18 protein-coding genes and 1 pseudogene are annotated in these 20,073 nt (G+C 61.5%); 7 read left to right on the top strand and 12 right to left on the bottom strand.

Features of this window, described 5'->3' with window-relative positions:
• Positions 1-21 precede the first annotated feature (21 nt).
• From preA to U5O12_RS05790, 3 genes are all read left to right on the top strand, one after another.
• A complete protein-coding gene (gene preA / locus U5O12_RS05780) occupies positions 22-1,329 on the top strand; it encodes an NAD-dependent dihydropyrimidine dehydrogenase subunit PreA (protein WP_322577715.1) in 1,308 nt (435 codons plus the stop codon).
• 89 nt (positions 1,330-1,418) lie between these two features.
• A complete protein-coding gene (gene hydA / locus U5O12_RS05785) occupies positions 1,419-2,861 on the top strand; it encodes a dihydropyrimidinase (protein ID WP_322577716.1) in 1,443 nt (480 codons plus the stop codon).
• Between the two features lie 132 nt (positions 2,862-2,993).
• Positions 2,994-4,253, top strand: coding sequence for a Zn-dependent hydrolase (locus tag U5O12_RS05790; RefSeq protein ID WP_322577717.1), 1,260 nt, complete (start codon positions 2,994-2,996; stop codon positions 4,251-4,253).
• Between the two features lie 2 nt (positions 4,254-4,255).
• On the opposite strand, the gene U5O12_RS05795 is transcribed toward U5O12_RS05790, so the two are convergent.
• Positions 4,256-5,590, bottom strand: coding sequence for a tetratricopeptide repeat protein (locus U5O12_RS05795; RefSeq protein ID WP_322577718.1), 1,335 nt, complete (start codon positions 5,588-5,590; stop codon positions 4,256-4,258).
• 302 nt (positions 5,591-5,892) lie between these two features.
• Here U5O12_RS05795 and U5O12_RS05800 point away from each other — a divergent pair, with 302 nt between their 5' ends.
• Positions 5,893-7,062, top strand: coding sequence for an IS4 family transposase (locus U5O12_RS05800; protein WP_322576672.1), 1,170 nt, complete (start codon positions 5,893-5,895; stop codon positions 7,060-7,062).
• 287 nt (positions 7,063-7,349) lie between these two features.
• Here U5O12_RS05800 and add read toward each other — a convergent pair whose 3' ends face one another.
• Both add and U5O12_RS05810 read right to left on the bottom strand, forming a co-directional pair.
• A complete protein-coding gene (gene add, locus U5O12_RS05805; protein WP_322577719.1) occupies positions 7,350-8,363 on the bottom strand; it encodes an adenosine deaminase in 1,014 nt (337 codons plus the stop codon).
• Entirely contained in the window at positions 8,360-8,572 is a 213-nt protein-coding gene (locus U5O12_RS05810) for a DUF4287 domain-containing protein (protein ID WP_322577720.1), read from the bottom strand. Before U5O12_RS05810 ends, add begins: the two co-directional genes overlap by 4 nt.
• 250 nt (positions 8,573-8,822) lie before the next feature.
• Here U5O12_RS05810 and yghU point away from each other — a divergent pair, with 250 nt between their 5' ends.
• Entirely contained in the window at positions 8,823-9,680 is an 858-nt protein-coding gene (gene yghU / locus U5O12_RS05815) for a glutathione-dependent disulfide-bond oxidoreductase (protein WP_322577721.1), read from the top strand.
• On the opposite strand, the gene U5O12_RS05820 is transcribed toward yghU, so the two are convergent.
• Positions 9,677-10,654 (bottom strand): NAD-dependent epimerase/dehydratase family protein, encoded by a 978-nt coding sequence (locus tag U5O12_RS05820; RefSeq protein WP_322577722.1) that lies wholly within the window; start codon positions 10,652-10,654, stop codon positions 9,677-9,679. The two genes, yghU and U5O12_RS05820, sit on opposite strands and share 4 nt — an antisense overlap.
• Positions 10,655-10,756: 102 nt before the next feature.
• On the opposite strand from U5O12_RS05820, the gene U5O12_RS05825 reads away from it, so the two are divergent.
• Both U5O12_RS05825 and U5O12_RS05830 read left to right on the top strand, forming a co-directional pair.
• Positions 10,757-11,659 (top strand): LysR family transcriptional regulator, encoded by a 903-nt coding sequence (locus tag U5O12_RS05825; protein WP_322577723.1) that lies wholly within the window; start codon positions 10,757-10,759, stop codon positions 11,657-11,659.
• Positions 11,659-12,252, top strand: a complete 594-nt coding sequence (locus U5O12_RS05830; protein WP_322577724.1) for a tRNA-uridine aminocarboxypropyltransferase — start codon at positions 11,659-11,661, stop codon at positions 12,250-12,252. The genes U5O12_RS05825 and U5O12_RS05830 overlap by 1 nt, the downstream gene beginning before the upstream one ends.
• A gap of 36 nt (positions 12,253-12,288) precedes the next feature.
• Here the strand turns inward: U5O12_RS05830 and U5O12_RS05835 are convergent, their stop codons facing one another.
• The 8 genes and pseudogenes from U5O12_RS05835 to U5O12_RS05870 form a co-directional block, all read right to left on the bottom strand.
• Positions 12,289-13,065: a 3-methyl-2-oxobutanoate hydroxymethyltransferase gene (locus U5O12_RS05835; protein ID WP_322577725.1), complete on the bottom strand. Its 777-nt coding sequence runs from the start codon at positions 13,063-13,065 to the stop codon at positions 12,289-12,291.
• Positions 13,052-14,401 (bottom strand): four-carbon acid sugar kinase family protein, encoded by a 1,350-nt coding sequence (locus U5O12_RS05840; protein ID WP_322577726.1) that lies wholly within the window; start codon positions 14,399-14,401, stop codon positions 13,052-13,054. Before U5O12_RS05840 ends, U5O12_RS05835 begins: the two co-directional genes overlap by 14 nt.
• 3 nt (positions 14,402-14,404) lie before the next feature.
• Positions 14,405-15,715 (bottom strand): ribulose-bisphosphate carboxylase large subunit family protein, encoded by a 1,311-nt coding sequence (locus tag U5O12_RS05845; RefSeq protein WP_322577727.1) that lies wholly within the window; start codon positions 15,713-15,715, stop codon positions 14,405-14,407.
• A gap of 31 nt (positions 15,716-15,746) precedes the next feature.
• Positions 15,747-17,672, bottom strand: coding sequence for a hypothetical protein (locus U5O12_RS05850; protein ID WP_322577728.1), 1,926 nt, complete (start codon positions 17,670-17,672; stop codon positions 15,747-15,749).
• A 33-nt stretch (positions 17,673-17,705) separates the two neighbouring features.
• Positions 17,706-18,458, bottom strand: a pseudogene (gene nanR, locus U5O12_RS21140) (transcriptional regulator NanR).
• Between the two features lie 123 nt (positions 18,459-18,581).
• A complete protein-coding gene (locus tag U5O12_RS05865) occupies positions 18,582-19,031 on the bottom strand; it encodes an RbsD/FucU family protein (protein ID WP_322577731.1) in 450 nt (149 codons plus the stop codon).
• A 312-nt stretch (positions 19,032-19,343) separates the two neighbouring features.
• Positions 19,344-19,793 (bottom strand): hypothetical protein, encoded by a 450-nt coding sequence (locus U5O12_RS21145; RefSeq protein ID WP_416221454.1) that lies wholly within the window; start codon positions 19,791-19,793, stop codon positions 19,344-19,346.
• A complete protein-coding gene (locus U5O12_RS05870) occupies positions 19,786-19,998 on the bottom strand; it encodes a hypothetical protein (RefSeq protein WP_322577732.1) in 213 nt (70 codons plus the stop codon). Before U5O12_RS05870 ends, U5O12_RS21145 begins: the two co-directional genes overlap by 8 nt.
• Positions 19,999-20,073: the final 75 nt, after the last annotated feature.

Raw genomic sequence — 20,073 nt, forward strand, 5'->3', positions numbered from 1 at the left:
CAAGAACACCGGAGTCACACCATGGCCAATCTTGCAACCAATTTCGCCGGCATCAAAAGCCCCAACCCCTTCTGGCTCGCCTCTGCACCACCCACCGACAAGGCCTACAACGTCAACCGCGCGTTTGAAGCCGGCTGGGGCGGTGTGGTCTGGAAAACGCTGGGCGAGGCCGGCCCCCCCGTGGTCAACGTCAACGGCCCCCGCTACGGCGCCCTGCTCTCGCCCGACCGCCGCCTCATGGGCTTCAACAACATCGAGCTGATCACCGACCGCGACCTCGAACTCAACCTGAAAGAGATCACCGAGGTTAAGCGCCTGTGGGCCGACCGCGCCATGATTGTTTCGCTGATGGTGCCCTGCGAAGAGAAGAGCTGGAAGGCCATCCTGCCGCGCGTGGAAGACACCGGGGCCGACGGCATTGAGCTGAACTTTGGCTGCCCCCACGGCATGAGCGAGCGCGGCATGGGCGCCGCCGTGGGCCAGGTGCCCGAGTACATCCAGATGGTGACCGAGTGGTGCAAACAGTACAGCAAGCTGCCCGTCATCGTGAAGCTCACGCCCAACATCACCGACATCCGCAACCCTGCCCGCGCGGCCAAGCGCGGTGGGGCCGATGCGGTGTCCCTCATCAACACCATCAACTCCATCATGGGCGTGGACCCCTACACCCTGACCATGTCGCCCAGCACCGGCGGCAAGGGCAGCCACGGCGGCTACTGCGGCCCGGCCGTGAAACCCATTGCCCTGAACATGGTGGCCGAGATTGCACGCGACCCTGAAACGGCTGGCCTGCCAATTTCCGGCATCGGCGGCATTGGTAACTGGCGCGATGCACTGGACTTCATCGCACTGGGCTCCGGCACGGTGCAGGTCTGCACCGCCGCCATGGTCTACGGCTTCAAGATCGTGCAGGAGATGGAGAGCGGCTTGTCCACCTACATGGACGAGATGGGCTTTACCAGCGTCGACCAGATCGTGGGCAAAGCGGTGCCCACGGTGAGCGACTGGCGCTACCTGAACCTGAACCACATCAGCAAGGCAGTCATCAACCAGGACAGCTGCATCCAGTGCGGCCGCTGCCACATTGCCTGCGAAGACACCAGCCACCAGGCCATCACCTTCATGAAAGACGGCAAGCGCCACTTCGAGGTGAAGGAAGACGAATGCGTGGGCTGCAACCTGTGCGTGACCGTGTGCCCGGTGCCCAACACCATCAGCATGCGCGACGTGCCGGTGGGCGAAGTGGACCAACGCACCGGCAAACCCGTGAGCCCGGTGCACGCCGACTGGACCACCCACCCCAACAACCCCATGCGCGCCAGCGCCTGAACGGACTTGATAGAGCGGCATTTAGGCATCAAAATGGCCTCTAGCCCCCGTATTTATTGCGCAAACAGCTATTGTTTTAGGAGCATTTCATGACGACTCTGTTTATCCGTGGCGGTACCGTGGTCAACGCGGACCGCGCCTTCAAGGCCGATGTGATTACCCAGGACGGCAAGATCGTGGCCGTGGGCGAGAACCTGACGGCCCCGGCCGGCGCCACCACGGTGGACGCGGGCGGCCAGTACGTCATGCCCGGCGGCATTGACCCGCACACCCACATGCAGCTGCCCTTCATGGGCACGGTCACCATGGACGACTTCTACACCGGCACTGCAGCCGGCCTGGCGGGCGGCAACACCACCATCATCGACTTCGTCATCCCCGATCCACAAGAAAACATCCTGGACGCCTACCGCAAGTGGCGCGGCTGGGCGGAGAAGTCGGCGTCGGACTACACCTTCCACGTTGCCATCACCTGGTGGAGCGAGCAGGTGCGCCAGGACATGGGCACGCTGGTGCAACAAGAAGGCGTGAACAGCTTCAAGCACTTCATGGCCTACAAGAACGCCATCATGTGCGACGACGAAACGCTGGTGAACAGCTTCAAGCGCGCACTCGAGCTGGGCGCCATGCCCACCGTGCACGCCGAGAACGGCGAGCTGGTCTACCTGCTGCAGAAAACCGTGTCCGAGATGGGCATCAAGGGGCCCGAAGGCCACCCGCTCTCGCGCCCGCCCATGGTGGAGGCCGAAGCCGCCAACCGCGCCATCGCCATTGCCGACGTACTGAACGTGCCCATCTACGTGGTGCACGTGAGCTGCGTGGAAGCCGCTGAAGCCATTGCCCGCGCCCGCGCACGCGGCCAGCGTGTGTATGGCGAAGTGCTGGCCGGCCACCTGGTGCTGGACGACAGCGTGTACCGCCACCCCGACTTTGCCACCGCCGCCGCCCACGTGATGAGCCCGCCCTTCCGCCCCAAGGGCAATAGCGAATTTTTGTGGCGCGGCCTGCAGAGCGGCAACCTGCACACCACGGCGACTGACCACTGCACCTTTTGCGCCGCGCAGAAGGCGGCAGGCAAGGACGACTTCACCAAGATCCCCAACGGCTGCGGCGGCGTGGAAGAGCGCCTGGCCGTGATCTGGGACGAAGGCGTGAACACCGGCCGCCTGACACCCAGCGAGTTTGTGGCCGTCACGTCCGCCAACACCGCCAAGCTATTCAACATCTACCCGCAAAAGGGCAGTGTGAGTGTGGGCGCGGACGCCGACCTGGTGGTGTGGGACCCGGCAGGCACCAAGACCTTGTCGGTCAAGACGCAGCACAGCAAGGGCGACTTCAACATCTTTGAAGGCCGCACCGTCAAAGGCATCCCCAGCCACACCATCAGCCAGGGCGAGCTGGTCTATGTGCAGGGCGACCTGCGCGCCGTGCAAGGCAAGGGCCGCTACCTCAAGCGCCCCGCCTTCAGCGACAACTTCTCTGCCAGCCGCCTGCGCGCCGAAACGCTGGCGCCTACTGCTGTGAAACGCTAGTACCCCTTTGCACACTCCCCGGTGCATGGCGGGTATGCGGGGAGTCCGATTTCTGGCCAGCAGGACAGTATGAGGATTCCCCGCATACCCGCCGTGCACCGCGATAGCCAACCATCATGAAAGAGCCGAACCATGACCACCGCAACTGCCATCGATATTGACAAGGTCCGCATCAACGGCGACCGCCTCTGGGCCTCGCTCATGGAGTTGGCCAAAATCGGCGCCACGCCCAAGGGCGGTGTGTGCCGCCTCACCTTGACTGACCTGGACAAGCAGGGCCGTGACCTGGTGCTGGGCTGGGCGCGCGAGGCCGGCATGACCATCACCATCGACAAGATCGGCAACGGCTTCATGCGCCGCGCAGGCCGCAACAACAGCCTGCCGCCCATCATGACCGGCAGCCACATCGACACCCAGCCCACAGGCGGCAAGTTCGATGGCAACTACGGCGTGCTGGCGGGCATTGAGGTGGTGCGCACCCTGAACGACCTAGGCATTGAAACCGAAGCGCCCATCGAAGTGGCCTTCTGGACCAACGAAGAAGGCTCGCGCTTTGTGCCGGTGATGATGGGCTCGGGCGTGTTCGCCAAGGCCTTCACGCTGGAGCATGCGTATGCCGCCACCGACACCGAAGGCAAAAGCGTGAAGGGCGAGCTGGAGCGTATCGGCTACATCGGCACACAGGAACCCGGCGACCACCCGATTGGCGCGTACTTCGAGACACACATCGAACAAGGCCCTGTGCTGGAAGACAACGACAAGACCATTGGCGTGGTCAGCGGCGTGCTGGGCATCCGCTGGTTTGACTGCACCGTGACCGGCATGGAGGCCCACGCCGGCCCTACACCCATGGCGCTGCGCAAAGACGCCATGCTGGCCGCCACGCGCATCATGCAAGACGTGGTGGCTGCGGCCCACCGCCACCCGCCGCATGGCCGTGGCACCGTGGGCATGGTGCAGGTGTTCCCCAACAGCCGCAACGTGATTCCCGGCCGCGTGAAGTTCAGCATTGACCTGCGCAACGCCACCGACGCGCTGGTGGACCAGATGGCCGACGAGGTGAAAGCCTTCGCCGCCACCGTGGCCAAAGAACACGGCGTGGACGTGAAGATTGAAATGGTGTCCAGCTACAACGCGATTGCCTTCCACGACAACTGCGTAGACGCCGTAGGCCGCGCCGCTAAGAAGCTGGGCTACTCCAACATGCCCGCTGTGTCAGGCGCCGGCCACGACGCCGTCTACATGGCCAAACTGGCCCCCGCCGGCATGATCTTCATCCCCTGCAAAGACGGCATCAGCCACAACGAGATTGAGGATGCAAAGCCGGAGCACATCACGGCGGGGTGCAATGTGTTGCTGCATGCGATGTTGGAGAGGGCGGGGGTGGTTTGAAGCTATTCATCTAGCTCACACAATGCATCGAAGTTGGAAGAGGGTAAAAGTTTGTTTCCACTCAAATTCGGCCTCCAATTTGTAAGTGCCATGCGTAACTTTTCCTGACTTCCTTGCAACCGAGAGTTCCAAAAACCAGACGCATTCATTTCACCACCGATATATCCCTTTCGTTCAAACATTGAACAAGCGAAGTACGGCTTCCCCATGTCTGCTGAGATTCCATCACCCTCTGAAATATCTTTGCAAACAGCACTAGTTTTCGCTGAAAGTGCCCACCAAAAATACGCCGCATCCACATCTTTTGGTACGCCTCGACCCTCCAAATACATTTGTGCAAGCGCATATTGGGCTTCGGGTAGATCTTGGTCTGCAGCCCGTCGATACCAAACTACTGCGCTTGCAAAATCCTGTTCAACACCATTACCTGTCTCATAAATTCTTCCCAAATCATTTTGCGCATTTGCGTTGCCTAATTCAGCTGCTCGGGACAGCCAAAAAACTGTCATTCCACCGCGTTTTTTCTGAACCTTTATGCCCACTTCATACATGGCCTTGGCGGTGGCAACACGATTCTGTGTAACTGCATACCGAAACCAAAAAAGTGAGTTTTCCAACTCAGTACTTGTCTCGCCTCTAATAGCGAGGATCCCTGCCAAATCAATTGCCGCCTTCACATGCCCATGAGTAGCAGCTTTTTCTAGCCACTCAACAGCAACTTCATGATCGAGATACTCTCGAGAGGCGGCAAGATACATTCTTCCAACGGCGTATTGAGCAAGCGAATTTCCCTTTTCCGCGTGCGGCAGGTATTCTTGCATCGATGCTCGCCAAGCTCGGGCAGGCAAGGGGTTCACCTCTACCGCTAAAGCCTCGCGCATTTTTACTAACTCATGAGGATAAGCTTGCACCTTCCAATATGAAGCTTCGAATCTATCCTTGGGAACCCCCATACCATGGGTATAAATTGCACTCAGTTGTATTTGAGCGTCCATGTCGCCTTGTTCGGCGGCTCTTAAAAACCAAGCGCCAGCAGCGGATATATCTCGGGGCACACTGTTCCCTTCAAGATACGCCCGTCCAAGTTCAGCTTGTGCCGATCTATCGCCTTGCGCAGCGGAACGAGTGAGTGTTTTCATTGCCAGATTTGCATATGCTGGCGCATCACGATCTCCGTTGCTCGCCACCTGTGCTTGCACATTTGGCACACGGCAGGCAGTTGTCACTTTATCGGCAGGTACAGCCGTCGTACTTACTGCAAAGCACGCTACTCCAACAATTACGAAATAGCAGCCGCGAAGCTTTCGTTGTTTGGCAGGGTTGAATTCAAATGTCATTTCAATTCTTCTGATTTTCTGGTTTAAGTCTTTGAACCTGCCAGTGTGTTTGCGGTGTTTGGACTATCGTTGGGGCAAAGGCGACTCGGCAACTTTTAACATTGACTCGCCCGGACTACGACACATAAGAACCATCGGGCTAAAAGCTTACATAAAACATCAGTAGTGTCCGGTTTAAATGATGGCCATCGGCTTGCAAGCCAATAGCAACGCGGGTTTCAAGAGGTTCATGGCTGTCCACGATTTGAATTTCAATTGGCACATTTGCGATGCTCTCGGGTTTGAACAGCCTGGGGTGACGCATGAACGTGGGCAAGACGCTGTTTGCGCAAATCATGGAGTACGTGCCATGGAAGACGTTTGGTCGCATCATCGATCGCCACGCGGGCGATGCCGGAGTGCGAACTCTCAGTTGCGCCGACTTGTTTCGGGTGATGGCCTTTGCGCAACTGACCTGGCGCGAATCCCTGCGCGACATCGAGGTCTGTCTTGCTGCCAACCAAACCAAGCTGTTTCACATGGGCATGAAGGGCGTTCCCGCACGCTCCACGCTGTCCGATGCGCTGAACCTGCGGGATTGGCGCATCTACCACGCGCTGGCGATGCGTCTGATCCAACGTGCCAGAAGTCTCTATGCCAGAGACGCCCTGAACATCGACCTGGATGCCACGGTCTACGCGCTGGATGCGACCACGATCGACCTGTGTCTGAGTTTGTTCGACTGGGCCCCATTTCGTACCACCAAAGCGGCTGTGAAGATGCATACGCTGCTGGACCTGCGTGGCTCTATTCCCGCTTTCATTCACATCAGCGACGGCAAGATGCACGAGGTCAACGTGCTGGACATCCTGCCCATCGAAGCCGGTGCCTTTTACGTGATGGATCGGGGCTACCTGGATTTCGCTCGGCTGTACAAGATGCATCAGGCCGGAGCTTTCTTTGTCACCCGCGCCAAGCGGGGTATGGATGCGCGTCGGGTGTATTCGGCACCCACCCATCGGGATACCGGAGTGATCTGCGATCAGACCATTGCTCTGAACGGGTTCTACACCGCTCAAGACTATCCCGAGCACTTGCGCCGCATCCGATTCAAGGATCCCGAGTCCGGCAGGACCTTGGTGTTTCTGACCAACAACACCAGTCTGCCGGCGCTGACGATTGCCGCCCTGTACAAGAACCGTTGGCAGGTGGAACTGTTCTTCAAGTGGATAAAACAGCACTTGCGCATCAAGCGCTTTTTGGGCACGAGCGAGAACGCGGTCAAGACACAAATTTGGTGCGCCGTGTCCACTTACGTGCTGATTGCCATCGTCAAGAAGGAGCTTCACTTGGATGCCTCGCTCTACACATTTCTACAGATATTGTCAGTGTCGGTTTTTGAGAAAACCCAGATTTCATGCGCCTTGCAGCCCGACACCCCATTGCCAGAAACACCGATCAGCTCTAACCAGTTGAATTTGTTTACTTTTTAACCGGACACTACTGATAAAACATATATAACCACTATTGGCATCCGTAAGATGGTCAGTTCATGAACCCCGCCAAGCGCTTCTAATATTGCAGTGCTTAACTTGGTTGCTATAAAAACCACTATCCCGCCAACGTCGTCAACTCCAGCGGCTTATAAGGCTCATCCCTAGAACTGCGGATACCCTCGCTTACTGATTTTTACCGACATTTGTCACGAAGGTCGGAACAAAGCACGTGGGCGCGCACTAGTGCTAGATACCCCCTGCACAAGCAACGTCTCCTAATGACCTCACCAGTCCTTCAACCTAGCCCACAACCCCGCCGTCACTTCCGCGCTAGCAAAACTAGCCTTAATAGAAGTCCGCGCCACATCCCGCGTCACTTCGTCACTCCACCCAAACGCCTGCCGACACAACGCGTACTCCCCCACCAAACTCGCACCCAGCAGCGCGGGATCATCGGTATTCAAAGACACGCGCACACCGGCCTGCCGCAGCCGCTCGATGGGGTGCGCCTCAATCGACGGATAGACACCGAGCACCAGATTCGACGTGGGGCACACGCCCAACGGAATTTGCCGCTCCGCCAGCATCTGCACCAGCGCCGGGTCGTCGATGGCGCGCACGCCGTGGTCGATGCGGTCGGCGCCCAGCAGCTCCACAGCGTCCCACACGCCCTCGGGTCCGCTGGATTCGCCCGCGTGTACGGTGCGGCGCAGGCCGGCCTTGCCGGCCTGGCGGAAGGCCTCGGCAAACCGGGGACCGGTGCGGCCGGCGGTGGCTTCGTTGCCGTCTACCGACAGGGCCACCACGCGCGGGTGGCGCAGCGTTGTTAGCGTGTTCACCAACTCGATGGCCTCAATGGCCGTCTGCGTGCGCAGCAGGCTGACGCACAGGCCCACGCCGGGCAGGCCGTCTTGCTCCGCGGCGCTAAAGCCGGCGTGGATGGCGTCGAGCATGGCGCCCAGGCGGCCGTGCCATGCGTGCCAGTGCGTGGGGTTAAAGATCACATCGGCATAGCCCGTGCCGTTGGCCGCCAGGCGCTGGCTGAGGCCGTAGCTCAGTTCCACCAGCCGGTCTTGGGTGCGAGCCAAGCCGCAGGCCAGATCGAGAAAACCCAGAAAGTCCGCCAGGCCCGAGAACTTGAACAGATCTTCCTGCGGGCGCGGCAGTGCCACGCCCTCTGTCTTGGCCCATTGCGCGATCAGTGCGGCTTCAAAGCAGCCTTCCAGATGCAGGTGGACCTCTGCCTTGGGCAGGGCCTTGAGGCGCGCTGCTTCTGCGGGCGCGATGGGCGCGCTCACTGGGCGGCCGCCAGGCAGTGCGCGACGATAGCATTCGCGTGGCCGTGGCCCAGGCCGTGTTCGGTCTTGAGCCAAGCCACGATCTCCATGTGCTTCTTGCCCTGCTGCTGTTGCACCAGCGCAAACCAGTGGGCCATGGGGTGGCCATAGGTCTTCTCGATGGACGGGAAGTAGGACGCGGGGCCTTTGACTTTTTCGGGTGCTGCCATGGGGGTCTCCTTGTCGCCGCACAAAACAGGGGCTGCGGGTGCGGCCCCTATTGTTATCGCTCATGCCGCAAGCGCCTTGAACATCAACGCCAAGGCGACAAAGACGCGGAGTGCCACCACTTCTTTAAGGAGAAGTAAAGCACCCACGACGCATTGTGTCTGAGGCATAGCAAGCATCCCTGCATCAGCGCGTTTTGAGGATCACGAATATCATGGAAAGAACCAGACAACCCTCATTCCAAAGCCCCACATGACCGACTCCTCCCCCTACGTGCCGCCCAAAGTTTGGACTTGGGACAAAGACAATGGCGGCGCATTCGCCAGCATTAATCGGCCCATTGCCGGCCCCACGCACGACAAAGAATTACCGGTGGGCAAACACCCGCTGCAGCTGTATTCGCTGGGCACACCCAATGGGGTGAAAGTGACCATCCTGCTTGAAGAGCTGCTGGCGGCAGGCCACACCGGTGCCGAGTACGACGCCTGGCTGATCAACATCCGCGACGGTGACCAGTTCGGCTCCGGCTTTGTGGACGTGAACCCCAACTCCAAAATTCCGGCGCTGCTGGACCGCAGCGGGCTCGAACCCCTGCGCGTGTTTGAGTCGGGCTCCATATTGCTGTACTTGGCCGAAAAGTTTGGCGCCTTTTTGCCCAAGGACATTGCAGGCCGCACTGAGACGCTGAACTGGTTGTTCTGGCAAATGGGCAGCGCGCCTTATCTGGGTGGTGGCTTCGGGCACTTCTATGCCTACGCGCCCACCAAAATCGAATACGCCATCGACCGTTTTGCCATGGAAGTGAAGCGCGAGCTGGACGTGCTGGACCGCCGACTGGCCGAGCACGAATACCTGGCGGGCGGCGAGTACACGATTGCCGACATGGCGGTGTTCCCGTGGTACGGCGGCTTGGTCAAAGGCTGGGCGTACGACGCTGCCGAGTTCTTGAGCGTGCACGAATACAAGCACGTACAACGCTGGGCCGACCAGCTCTACGCCCGCCCGGCCGTCAAGCGGGGCCGCATGGTGAACCGGGTGACCGGCGACCCTGCCGAGCAACTGCGCGAACGCCATGACGCCAGCGACTTTGACGGCAAGCTACAGGGCTAACCAGCGGTCACCGGCAAACACCCCATGCCCGCCAACGCCGCAGCCACTGCGTCATCCAGTGGCGTGTGGGGTTCATAGCCCAGCGTCGCAACCAGTTTCGCGTTGCGCAACTCCACCCGCGTCGTCCATAGGTAACGCATCTCGCGCAATTCGCGGATGGTGGGCACAAACGGTGCAATCAGTGCCATGAGCCACCAAGGGAAGGCGCTGACCTTGGGCTGGGCACCGCCGTGCTTGACGACGACGCGGCTTATGGCGGCGGCCAACTGTGTGCCATCGGCATCCCAATGGCCCTGCATGTGAAAAGCGGCGAAGGGCTCCAGCGTGTCGCGGCGCTGCACCAGCTCCACCATGGTGCGGGCCACGTCGGGCAGGTAGGACCATTGGTGGCCCACACCGGGAGCGTTGGGCACGCTGATGGTTGTGACCGGCTGGCCCGGTTTGATGAGCCCTTGCGAGAACCAGCTGTTGCCGGGCTTGGGGCCAAAGTAGTCACCCGCCCGCACCACGATAACCCGGCAGCCCTGGCGGCTGGCGGCTTGCAGCCGCTGCTCCATCTGCACGCGGATGGCGCCTTTGCGGGTCACGGGGTCTTGCGGCGAATCTTCATGCAGCGTGGGAAAGGCGCTGGGGCCGTAGTTGTACACCGTGCCGGGCAGCACGATGGTGGCGCCCACCGCCTGTGCGGCGGCGATGGTGTTGTCCACCATGGGCAGCACCAGCTCGGCCCAACGGCGGTAACCGGGTGGATTGACGGCGTGCACGATGACGCTGCAGCCCCGTGCAGCCGCCACTACGTCGGCGCGGTGCATGGCGTCGCCGCTGATCCATGCAATGCCACCGTGCTGGCCGGCGGTGGGTGCCGAGCCGCGGCGCAGGGCGCGTACCGTCCAACCGGCGGCCAACAGTTGGCGGGCCACCTCGCCACCAATGCCGCCGGTGGCGCCCAATACCAATGCGGTGTTATTGCTCATCTCAAAACTCCTTGAAGACAATGTGTTGCGATGGATGAAGTTTCGAAGGGCGCGGGTTAATAAGCAATTGACCAACATGAGCCAGCGGCCATACATTTCTGTATGACTACCGAGAACCACACCGAGATTGGCTGGGAGCTGTACCGCTCGTATTTGGGCGTGTTGGAAGAGGGTTCGCTCTCGGGCGCGGCCCGCGCACTGGGCATTGCCCAGCCCACCGTGGGCAGGCACATTGATGCCCTGGAAAAGGCGTTGGGCGTGGCGTTGTTCACCCGCTCCCAAACCGGCTTGCTGCCCACCGACGCCGCGCGTGCGCTGCATCCGTTTGCCCAGGCCATGAGCAGCTCTGCCGCCGCCCTGAAGCGTGCCGCCGAGAGCCAGGGCTCGGGCATCAAAGGCACAGTACGCATCACCGCCAGCGAGGTGATGGGGGTGGAGGTGCTGCCGCCCATCGTGGCGCAGCTGCAAACCCGCTACCCCGACCTGAAGGTGGAGCTGGTACTGAGCAACCGCGTGCAAGACCTGCTGCAACGCGAGGCCGATATTGCCGTACGCATGACACAGCCCAAGCAAGAGCAGCTGATTGCGCGCCGCGTGGGCCAGGTGGACCTGGGCTTGCATGCGCACACGCGCTACCTGGAGCGGCGCGGCACGCCACAGACGCTGGACGCGCTGGCCCAGCACGCGCTGATTGGTTTTGACGAAGAAAGCGCCTTTGTGCGCGCAGCGCGCAAGGGGTTTGCGCTGTGGCAGCGCGACGCCTTTGCGCTGCGCACTGACAGCGATGTGGCCCAGCTGGCGCTGATTCGTGCAGGCTGCGGCATTGGCATTTGCCAAAACGCGCTGGCCGCACGCGACCCGCAGCTGGTGCACCTGCTGCCCGGCAGCTTTACGCTGGGCCTGGAGACCTGGCTCACCATGCACGAAGACCTGCGCAACACGCCGCGCTGCAAAGTCACGTTTGATGCGCTGCTGCAAGGGCTGCAGGCCTACATGGGCGCGTGATGGCGCGCGCCGTCTGCGCCAACTGCCAGCGCCCGCAAGTCAGCTGCATCTGCCGCTTTGTCACGCCCACACCCAGCGCGTGTGAGGTGCTGATCCTGCAACACCCGCTGGAAGTGCACCACGCCAAGAACAGCGCACGCCTGCTGCACCTGAGCCTGCCCGGCAGCCGCCTGGTGGTGGGCGAAGCGTGGGACGACACAGCGCTGCAGGCGCTGATGCCCGACGACAAGACCACCGTGCTGCTGTACCCGCCCACGGCGTATGAGGGCCACGCCCTGCCGGCCGTGCTAGACCCGGCGCATCTGAGAGATCTGCACACACTGCGCCTGGTAGTGCTGGACGCTACCTGGCGCAAGAGCCGCAAGATGCTGCACCTGAGCGCCGCGCTGCAAGGCCTGCCGCGGTTGGCCTTGGATGACGTGCCCGAGAGCCGCTACGCCATCCGCAAGGCGCACGCGCCGGGGCAGCTCTCTACCCTGGAAGCCACCTGCGCTGCGCTGGCACAGCTGGAGGGCGACGCAGCCCGCTGGCGGCCGCTGCTGGCTGCGTTTGACGGCTTTGTGGTGCAGCAGCAGACTTTCATACCAAATTAGCCCCTATCTCTCATGAATAATGCGCTAACAGCTCCTCTATTGATAGCAACCCTGAAGTAAGTTACGCGCCAATAGTCCGGACTTTGCATCACAAACGTAGTGCGCAATCGCCGCTGAGATGCCTTGGTTGACTGAAAGGTACTGCCCGAGGCCGGGGTCTGTACGGGTTAGTCCGAGAATGTTTTCAAGGCTGCGCAGCTGGCCATCCGCCGGCCAACCCGAATGCGTGGCCAGGCACAAGCAGTCCGGCAACTTAAGGGCAAGCGAATGACTGCTCTCGGCAGAGAGCTCATCCATCACCACGCAAGTAGCCCCGGTTTCTCGGATATCTGCCGCCAGAGCTGCGAGGGAGGCACCTTGGGAGTCCGCAACGTACAAGCAAACTGGGACGCCACGCTCCACCAAGAGTTGGCAAGTCTCGACACACCCGGGTTCCCATTTCACGGACACCATGTCCGCACCTGCTTTCAACAGGCGCAAGGCCTGGCTGAGGCCGGCTTGGGGTGGCCGGTCGTAGCAATGGCCAGGCAGTTCACAGATCATCCATGCGGGGCTGGAGAAGTTTTGCAGGGCGCACGCGACATTGCGCACCGTGTACTCCAAACCCGGGCTGCCCGAATCTTCCCAGCGATCCAGTACATCCGCTGGCTCCGCGCAGATAAACAGACACTCCGCACCCGCCTTGGCGGCCAAGCCCGCCATGGCGGAGTCGCGGGTGCTGACGGCACACAAGACCGAGCCCGCTGCCTTCATCTGCAGCAAGCCGGCAAGATCAAGGTGGCGAGCGTCGTCGTAGGGCCTAGGCGCGGCCATCGCGAATCGCCGCGAAGTAGTCGAGTGCGCCGATCTGACCACCCTTGAGGGCGAGCTGCAGCCCCTGAAACGCGGGCACATCGCTGTGGGCCACGCACAAAGGCGAGCCTGGGGTCTGGGGCAAGGGCATGGCCACGGTGAGGGCGTAAACGTCCAGCTCCTGCAACGCGTGGCTGGAGGTATCACCACCTGCAACCACCACCCGCTGCAGACCCGTGCTGGCCACCAAGTCGCGCAGCAGGCGGCCGAGCCTGCGCCCGATGGCGTGTGGCTCCGCATCAGTGGGCTGCTGTGCCACGGCCTCAGGCCCCATGGCGGTGTAAACAATGATGCTGTGGCCTTTGGCCAACGCAGACCGCGCCAAGGCTGCAAGGCGATATTGCTCGTCGTCACCATGTGCCCGGGAGGACAGGAGCGCGGCGTCGGCAGCGATCAGCTCAAAGCCCATGTCAGCGGCAGCCCGGATTTGGGCCGCCGTGGTTGCAGAGCAGCTCCCGGAGACCACGGCAATCTTGTCGACAGCGGGGACGCGCCTGGTGGCAGCAGGTTGATGATTGAGAACGCCCGATGCCCGCCACGCATTCACCAGGGCGTACTCAACCCCCGACGAACCGATGACAAAGAGGCTGCCCTCGGAACGTCGATGGCGCCACAGCTGCTGCCCGACCAGTGCTTGCGTAGGCATATCGGGCACATCCAGCAGCAGGCCGCGGGTACGCCCGTCGCGGCTGGCCATGGCGGCTTCCATGCGCGCGTCCGCGTCGGTGGACGCCAAGGCCTGCCAGTCCAAGACGCTGATGGGCGCCTGGGTCTGCTGGCCCAAGTGCAGGCACAGGTCGGCTTCATCCATGGGGGTGACCGGGTGGCGGCTCATCACGGGGTGGCGGTCAATGCGGTAGGTGACGCCATGGAGCGTGGCAAACAGATGGCCAAACACGGTATAGCGCTTGAGCTGTGGCACCCCCACCACCACGGGCACCACCGCTTGTGCAAACACCTGCGCGCCAATGTCGAGGGCCCGGCCTATGCTCCCGACATGCGGTGCGCTGTCAAAGGTCGAGCAGACTTTGTAGTGGCACACAGCGGCCTGCTGCGCGGCCAGCCACCCCAGGGCCGTGGGCAGGTGCTGGTCCATCCAGGCAGGTGTCTCGCTGCGGCTGGTACCGGCAAGGCCAATGGCTTGCAGTGGCCCCGTAACGGACACAGCGCGAATTTGGGCCGCGGTGGCCGGCTTGAGGAACAGCGCCGTACGCACGCCCGCGAGGTTGAGCGCCTCCATCGCATCGGTGGAGCCTGTGAGATCGTCGCCGTAGTAGCTGAGCAGTAACTGGGACATGGCTTAACTGCGAAATGCGGCGATGGCCTGTGCCAATGCAGGATGGGTTTGGGCATGCACCTCCAGGTCCACACCTCGCACAGCGGCTTCCCATGCTTCTTGCAAGCTCAGAACCCCCTGCGGGACGCCACCAGGGTGCCCCATGATGCCGCCGCCACAGCAGTAAATCAGGTCGGTGCTCCCCAGTGCCTGGTAGGTATCGGCCACCTGCTCTGCGGTTTGTCCTGACGAGAACACTGGCATGACTTCACAACCCGGGTAAGGCGGCGCAAACATGGGGCGTGTGCAGGCTTGGGCGGAGCGGATCACTGACGCATCGGGCTCACTGAACTTGTTGCGCAGGCCATTCACGTGCAAATGGTCTACACCAGCCAGACGCCAGAATTGCTGGTACGCCGCGTACTCCATCCCGATATGGGGGGAGCGGCTGTAGAGCCCCCAGCCCGCGCGGTGGCCGTGGATGGCCAACTGGCTGTGCTTGCGCAAGTGCACCAATGCGGGCAGCCCCACACTGGCCACGGTCACCATCACACAGTTGCCTCCCGCCGCGCGCACGTAATCGTGGTTGTGCAGCATGGTGTCAAGTTCATCGGTGATGTTGAAGGCATACATCACTTGGTGGCCGGTGCGCTGGGCATGCTTTTTGAGAACTGGCATGACGGCATCCACCCGGTCGCGCAAACGGTTGTGGGGGCCATTGCCTTGCAACTCATCGTCCTTGATGAAGTCAATCCCTGCGTCAGCAAGCTGGCGAACCAGTGATACAGTCGCAGCAGGACTCAGCCCCACACTGGGTTTGATGATGGTGCCAATCAAAGGTCGCCCCTGCAGGCCCAAGAGGGCACGGGTTCCCGAGATACCGAACTGCGGGCCTGGGTAGGCCTGCGCAAAGGACGGAGGGAGTCGCAAGTCGAGCAATCGCAAACCCGAGAACTCACGAAGTTCAAACAGATTGCCCGCGACCGTGGCCATCAGATTGGGGAGCGACGCCCCCAAGTTATCAAAGGGCCAGGAGATTTCGATTTCTGCGCGCTGGTATCGGGGATGGGGGCCGAGCCTGGAGGGCAGGCTCCGCATGGGCAAAGAGGGCTGCGCCACCGAATCCAGTGGCGTCAAACGCTCAACCACCGCACTGGCCGCAGCGCGCAAGGCATCGGTTTCGCCCGGCAGGCGGGTGAAGGTACCGCAGGATTGTTCGCCCGCCAGCACCGCCACCGCATCCTCCAAGGGGAAGGGCGTTTCTATCCAGTACGTGGCACGGATACGCCCGTCTTGGATGGCTAGAGAAGGAGGTGCGTCGGAGTTTTTTGGCATAGTCATTAGACCAGTTGGGGTAAAAAAAGGGCTATGAAGTCAGTATCAAAACTTGGTAAGCATCCAGGCGGCACCGGTGGTCTGCAGCCAGGCAGTCGGGCGCGCCTTCGCGTGCCCCCACATTGCCCGCGACACGCCACGGCCTGTCGAGTGCGACCGTTGTTTGCGCCGGGGTCAGATTGACAAGCATCAGGTGCGTTTGCTCGGCCTGCCATGCCAGCGCCTGCACACCGTCGGGAACTCCGTGTACCGCCAGAACCGGATTGCCAGCCGCTTGCGCCAGCGCAGCCTGCACCGCCCATGCGGTGGTGTGCTCGCTGTCTTGCACCCCCGAGGTGGACAGCCGCAGGGGGCCACAAAGACCATGTGTGTGCTGGAAGCTCAACACGCCTAGCCCCAACGGCGCCACGACTACGGCATAGCCTGCGAGCCAGGCCGCGCCGAATTGCGCGTGGTGGCGCGGATCATCGGTCGCCATGGGCATGCGCAGTCTGTACGGATTCTGGGCGACGGAGCTGCCATAGGGGTTGCGCTGCATTCCCAATGTGACCGGCCCCAATCGGTATTCGAGATGCGGCCAAAGCTGCTTCACACTGGCCACGATGCTGGGCAAGGCCTCCAGGGTTTGCATGACCGACAAATCATCCGCAGCATGGACCAAGGGGCAGGTGCTATGCCCGATGAAATGGAGGTGCTGATCCGACTGGCGCTTGCGGTTGAGCTCCGTAAAGTACGTCAGCATGCCGCCCCCCACTTGGGCACCGGGGAAACACTCCGCGTAGGCCTGCGCGTATCGCTCCAGGCTGGCAATGTCGGGCCACTGGTCGCTGGGCTGGTAACTTGCGAGGTAGGGCCGTGGGCCGGCCCGCACCGCGTGGGGCACCAAACCTGCAGTGCTGCAGGCTTGAGCCAGACGGAGGGCGTCGTGTTCGGGTGTGTGCGTTCCCGGGCACAGGGCATCCAGCTGGACCCGTGCGCCGCAGGCTTGTGCCAAGTGCGCGATCGCTACAAGCCTCGGCAGAAGCTGTGCGTCAGCCACCTCCACCTCTGCCACCAACCAGCCGGGCTGGAGTGTCACGACGCAGGCCAACTCTTGCGCCCGCATATGCGCCAGCCCTTGAGGCACACCTACACCGATAGCGGGCATTAGGGCGTCCAGAGGGGCACCTACTGCGAGAACGGCCGGTACCACCGGCGTGGCGCTAGCGTCACGCGCCAAGCCGGGCTCAGACTCCATGCGGACCTGCACGGACTGGGTCAGGCGGACACCCGCCTCCAGGGTGTAGGGCCACGGGTCCAGCAAAGAAGCAACATAGGTCTTGAAGGAGCCGTCAGACCAGTTGCGCTGATCCTCCATTTCAAACTTGCCCAAGGGGTCATGGGGCAGCTGGGCTTGCAACAGGCAATCCACCACCAAGCCCGGCTGCGGACGGTGCCGCAAGCGGCGGATGTTGCAGGCAACTTGGCCGGGACTGATCCAACGCGGAAACTCTTGGTGCTGCGTGCTGCCGTCGGTGTGTTCCACGTCCAACGGCGCACCGGCCACCTGCGCCGGATGCAATACAACAAAGCCACAACGGTTGGTCCGCAAGGCCACTTCGGGCGTGGCGTCTACTTCGAACACAAAGCGGCCATCGGCATGCCCCTGCACCCGGGCGCTGGCGTGCAGCACGCCGTCGCGCAAGGTCAAGCGCATGTAGAAATGCACCACAAAGCTTTGTGGGTCTTGCTGCACCGACAGGTCTGTGACCTCGGTCTGCGAGGTTCCCCAGTTGCTATCGCGCAACAGGTAGGCGATGCCCCGGATCACTTCGACGCCATTCCAACGCAGGGTGCGAATGGCGCCGTCTTCCAGCACGCAACACAAAGCACCGGCCTGCAAAGACACCGTTTGCGGGATGGGCTGCGTAGTGCCGTACAGCCGCAAAAGCTCCGCAGCAGTATCAGGCGCTTGCATGGGCGGGGAGGAATGAAACACCAGACCCATACGTCAGGGTTGCGCCTTGGACCGACTGCTGCGCTTGGCGGCAGTGGTGCTAGGAGGCCGAACCAAGCGCTGGTACAGCGCATTGGCCCGGGTCAAATGCTCGCGCATGGCTTCTTCAGCCGCATTGGCATCGTGGGCCTCGATCGCATCCACGATGCGGTCATGCTCCGCCAGGGTCAGCGCTTCCGCCCCCGGTGCCCGCACCAGAGACTGGTAATACTCGCCCAGCCACCGGAGCATGGCTTCCAGAATGACCGGGAAAATGGGGTTGCCACCCATGGCTGCAATCTGGGTGTGGAATCCCATATCTGCGTCCACAAAGTGCGTGGGGCTCTCCGCCAACCGGTGGTGCTCGCCCAGACGCTGGCGAAGCAGCTTCATGCTCTCGGGATTGGACTTTTCGGCGGCCATGCGCGCCATCCCGCACTCCAGAAACACGCGGACTTCTTTGAGGTACTCCAGCGACTGCGCATCGGAACGCAACAAATGCTGCCCGCACTGGCAATTGTAGCCACAGACTCAGCGGTTGGCGTAGCGCCCCGGGCGCGCTCCCATGGTTGATGGTGACGATTCTGATCGCTCCAGGGACTGCAGTGCCTCGCGAATAGCGGGGCGCCCGACCTGGTATGTGTCCATAAGCTCACGCTCGGAGGGCAGTTGTTCACCCGGTGGAATTTCGCCATTCCGGATACGCTCTAGCAACCGGTCCAACACATCTTGGTAGAGCTTGCGACGCTGAATGGGATCTGTGGACATAGAGATATTTCCTGGTGCAATGAGAACAGGTCTAAACCAAGACCGCTGTGATCATAAACACACAGGTGTACTTACATGATGACGTCGGCAGGAAGTGGTTCCTGGTGTGGAAACCGCGATGGCTCACGCATCAAAGACCACTCCCTTGGTGAGCAGAAAGCAGCCGTACGGCCGGGATTCCGTCGTGTGAAGGATGGCGAAGCTTTTCTGGGCTGCTTCATAGAACTCTGCCCGGGCCAGCCGGCCCATGTTCACGTTGCGCCCTTCGGCCCGAACACATTCCGACAGCACGTCGGCTTGGACTGGCAGCACCACGCCGGGCTGGTCTACGGAGTCCATGCAATGCAGGGGCGTTGCCACAAACGTATCCAGGGGCATCAGTTGCAAGATGCCCCGGAAGGCCTCCACCACCGAGGTACCTTGCAACTGGATGCAGCGTCCGCTCTGCGTCTGCTGTGCCGACGAATAGGCAGGGTAGTTTCTGTCGACGATGGCCAAACGGTCTCCATGGCCCATGGCTGCCAGGACCCACAACAAGTCCGCATTCATGAACGGAGGCAGTGTCTTCAGCATGGGCGGCTCTCTTTCTGAACGTCAGGGTCATTTGCCCGTTGGCTGCCGACTGGTACGACAGCTCCACCAGACGCAGGGTGTTGAGGTTGTCTGCGCCAGAGGTCTGGGGGGATCTTCTGGTTGCCGTAGTCCAGCAGTGTGACTGGATATTCGAGCTTCACTGTCTTGAATGTTGTGCCAGGGCCTTTGGGCCCAGGCATGCAGGGAACAGCAAGCGATCCTGATCGAACCTGCGTCGCGCCAACCGCGTATGCACCGGTCAGCGCGTAGTTAGCGGCCAGGCGCAGGGTTCCCCGGTACCGTCCGCTTCGATCAATGTTTAGGGGAAGTTTTTAAAAAGGAGCGCCGTGGCGTAGCTGCAGTCCACCACCGAGGTTCAACCCAGAGGTGTGGTGCAACAACCAAGGTCACCACGTCCTCTTCACGAATGTTGGGATTGACGCGCTGTGTGCTGGCGCTCAAAGGTGAAACCTCTCCAAACAAGAACCTGGCGATATCAATGATGTGAATGCCCAAGTCCTGCGGGATGAATCGATCCTCTGTCGCCAGGTACGGCGTGCTGCGTACAGCAAAAGGCCGACCAGCTGACGCGGCCCCAGGCGTTCGATAACGTCGTTCAGGCAACCTTGATTTGCTGGATGAGGTTTGCAGCGGAAGTTCTCGTGCACCATAGGCGGTATGTGCGCCGTCTCGCAGGCTGCCACCATCGCCGTCGCGTCGGCGATGGAGTCCGCAAACGGCTTCTGGCAGATGCTCAGACATGACCAGCCCGCACCAGCTCCACGCGCACGATGAAGCTCCACCGTGGTGGCGATGTCCACAAAGTCCGGGCTTCGTTCATAAACAGGTCCTGTGCCGAGGTATAGGTCCTGCTGATACCGAACTCGGCAGCCGTCGCCTCCAGCCGCTGCACAGTGGCGTCACCAGGTGCCACGATTTTCAACCCCGGGCAATTGATGCCAAGCATGCAAGTGGTTTAGGCGAAACCGGCCCAATCAGAGCTCCCTTGAGGATGGGTGCGGCCATCGATCAGGCCTCCGCG

It is taken from the genome of Rhodoferax sp. (genome assembly GCF_034519335.1).
GTDB lineage: Bacteria > Pseudomonadota > Gammaproteobacteria > Burkholderiales > Burkholderiaceae_C > Allorhodoferax.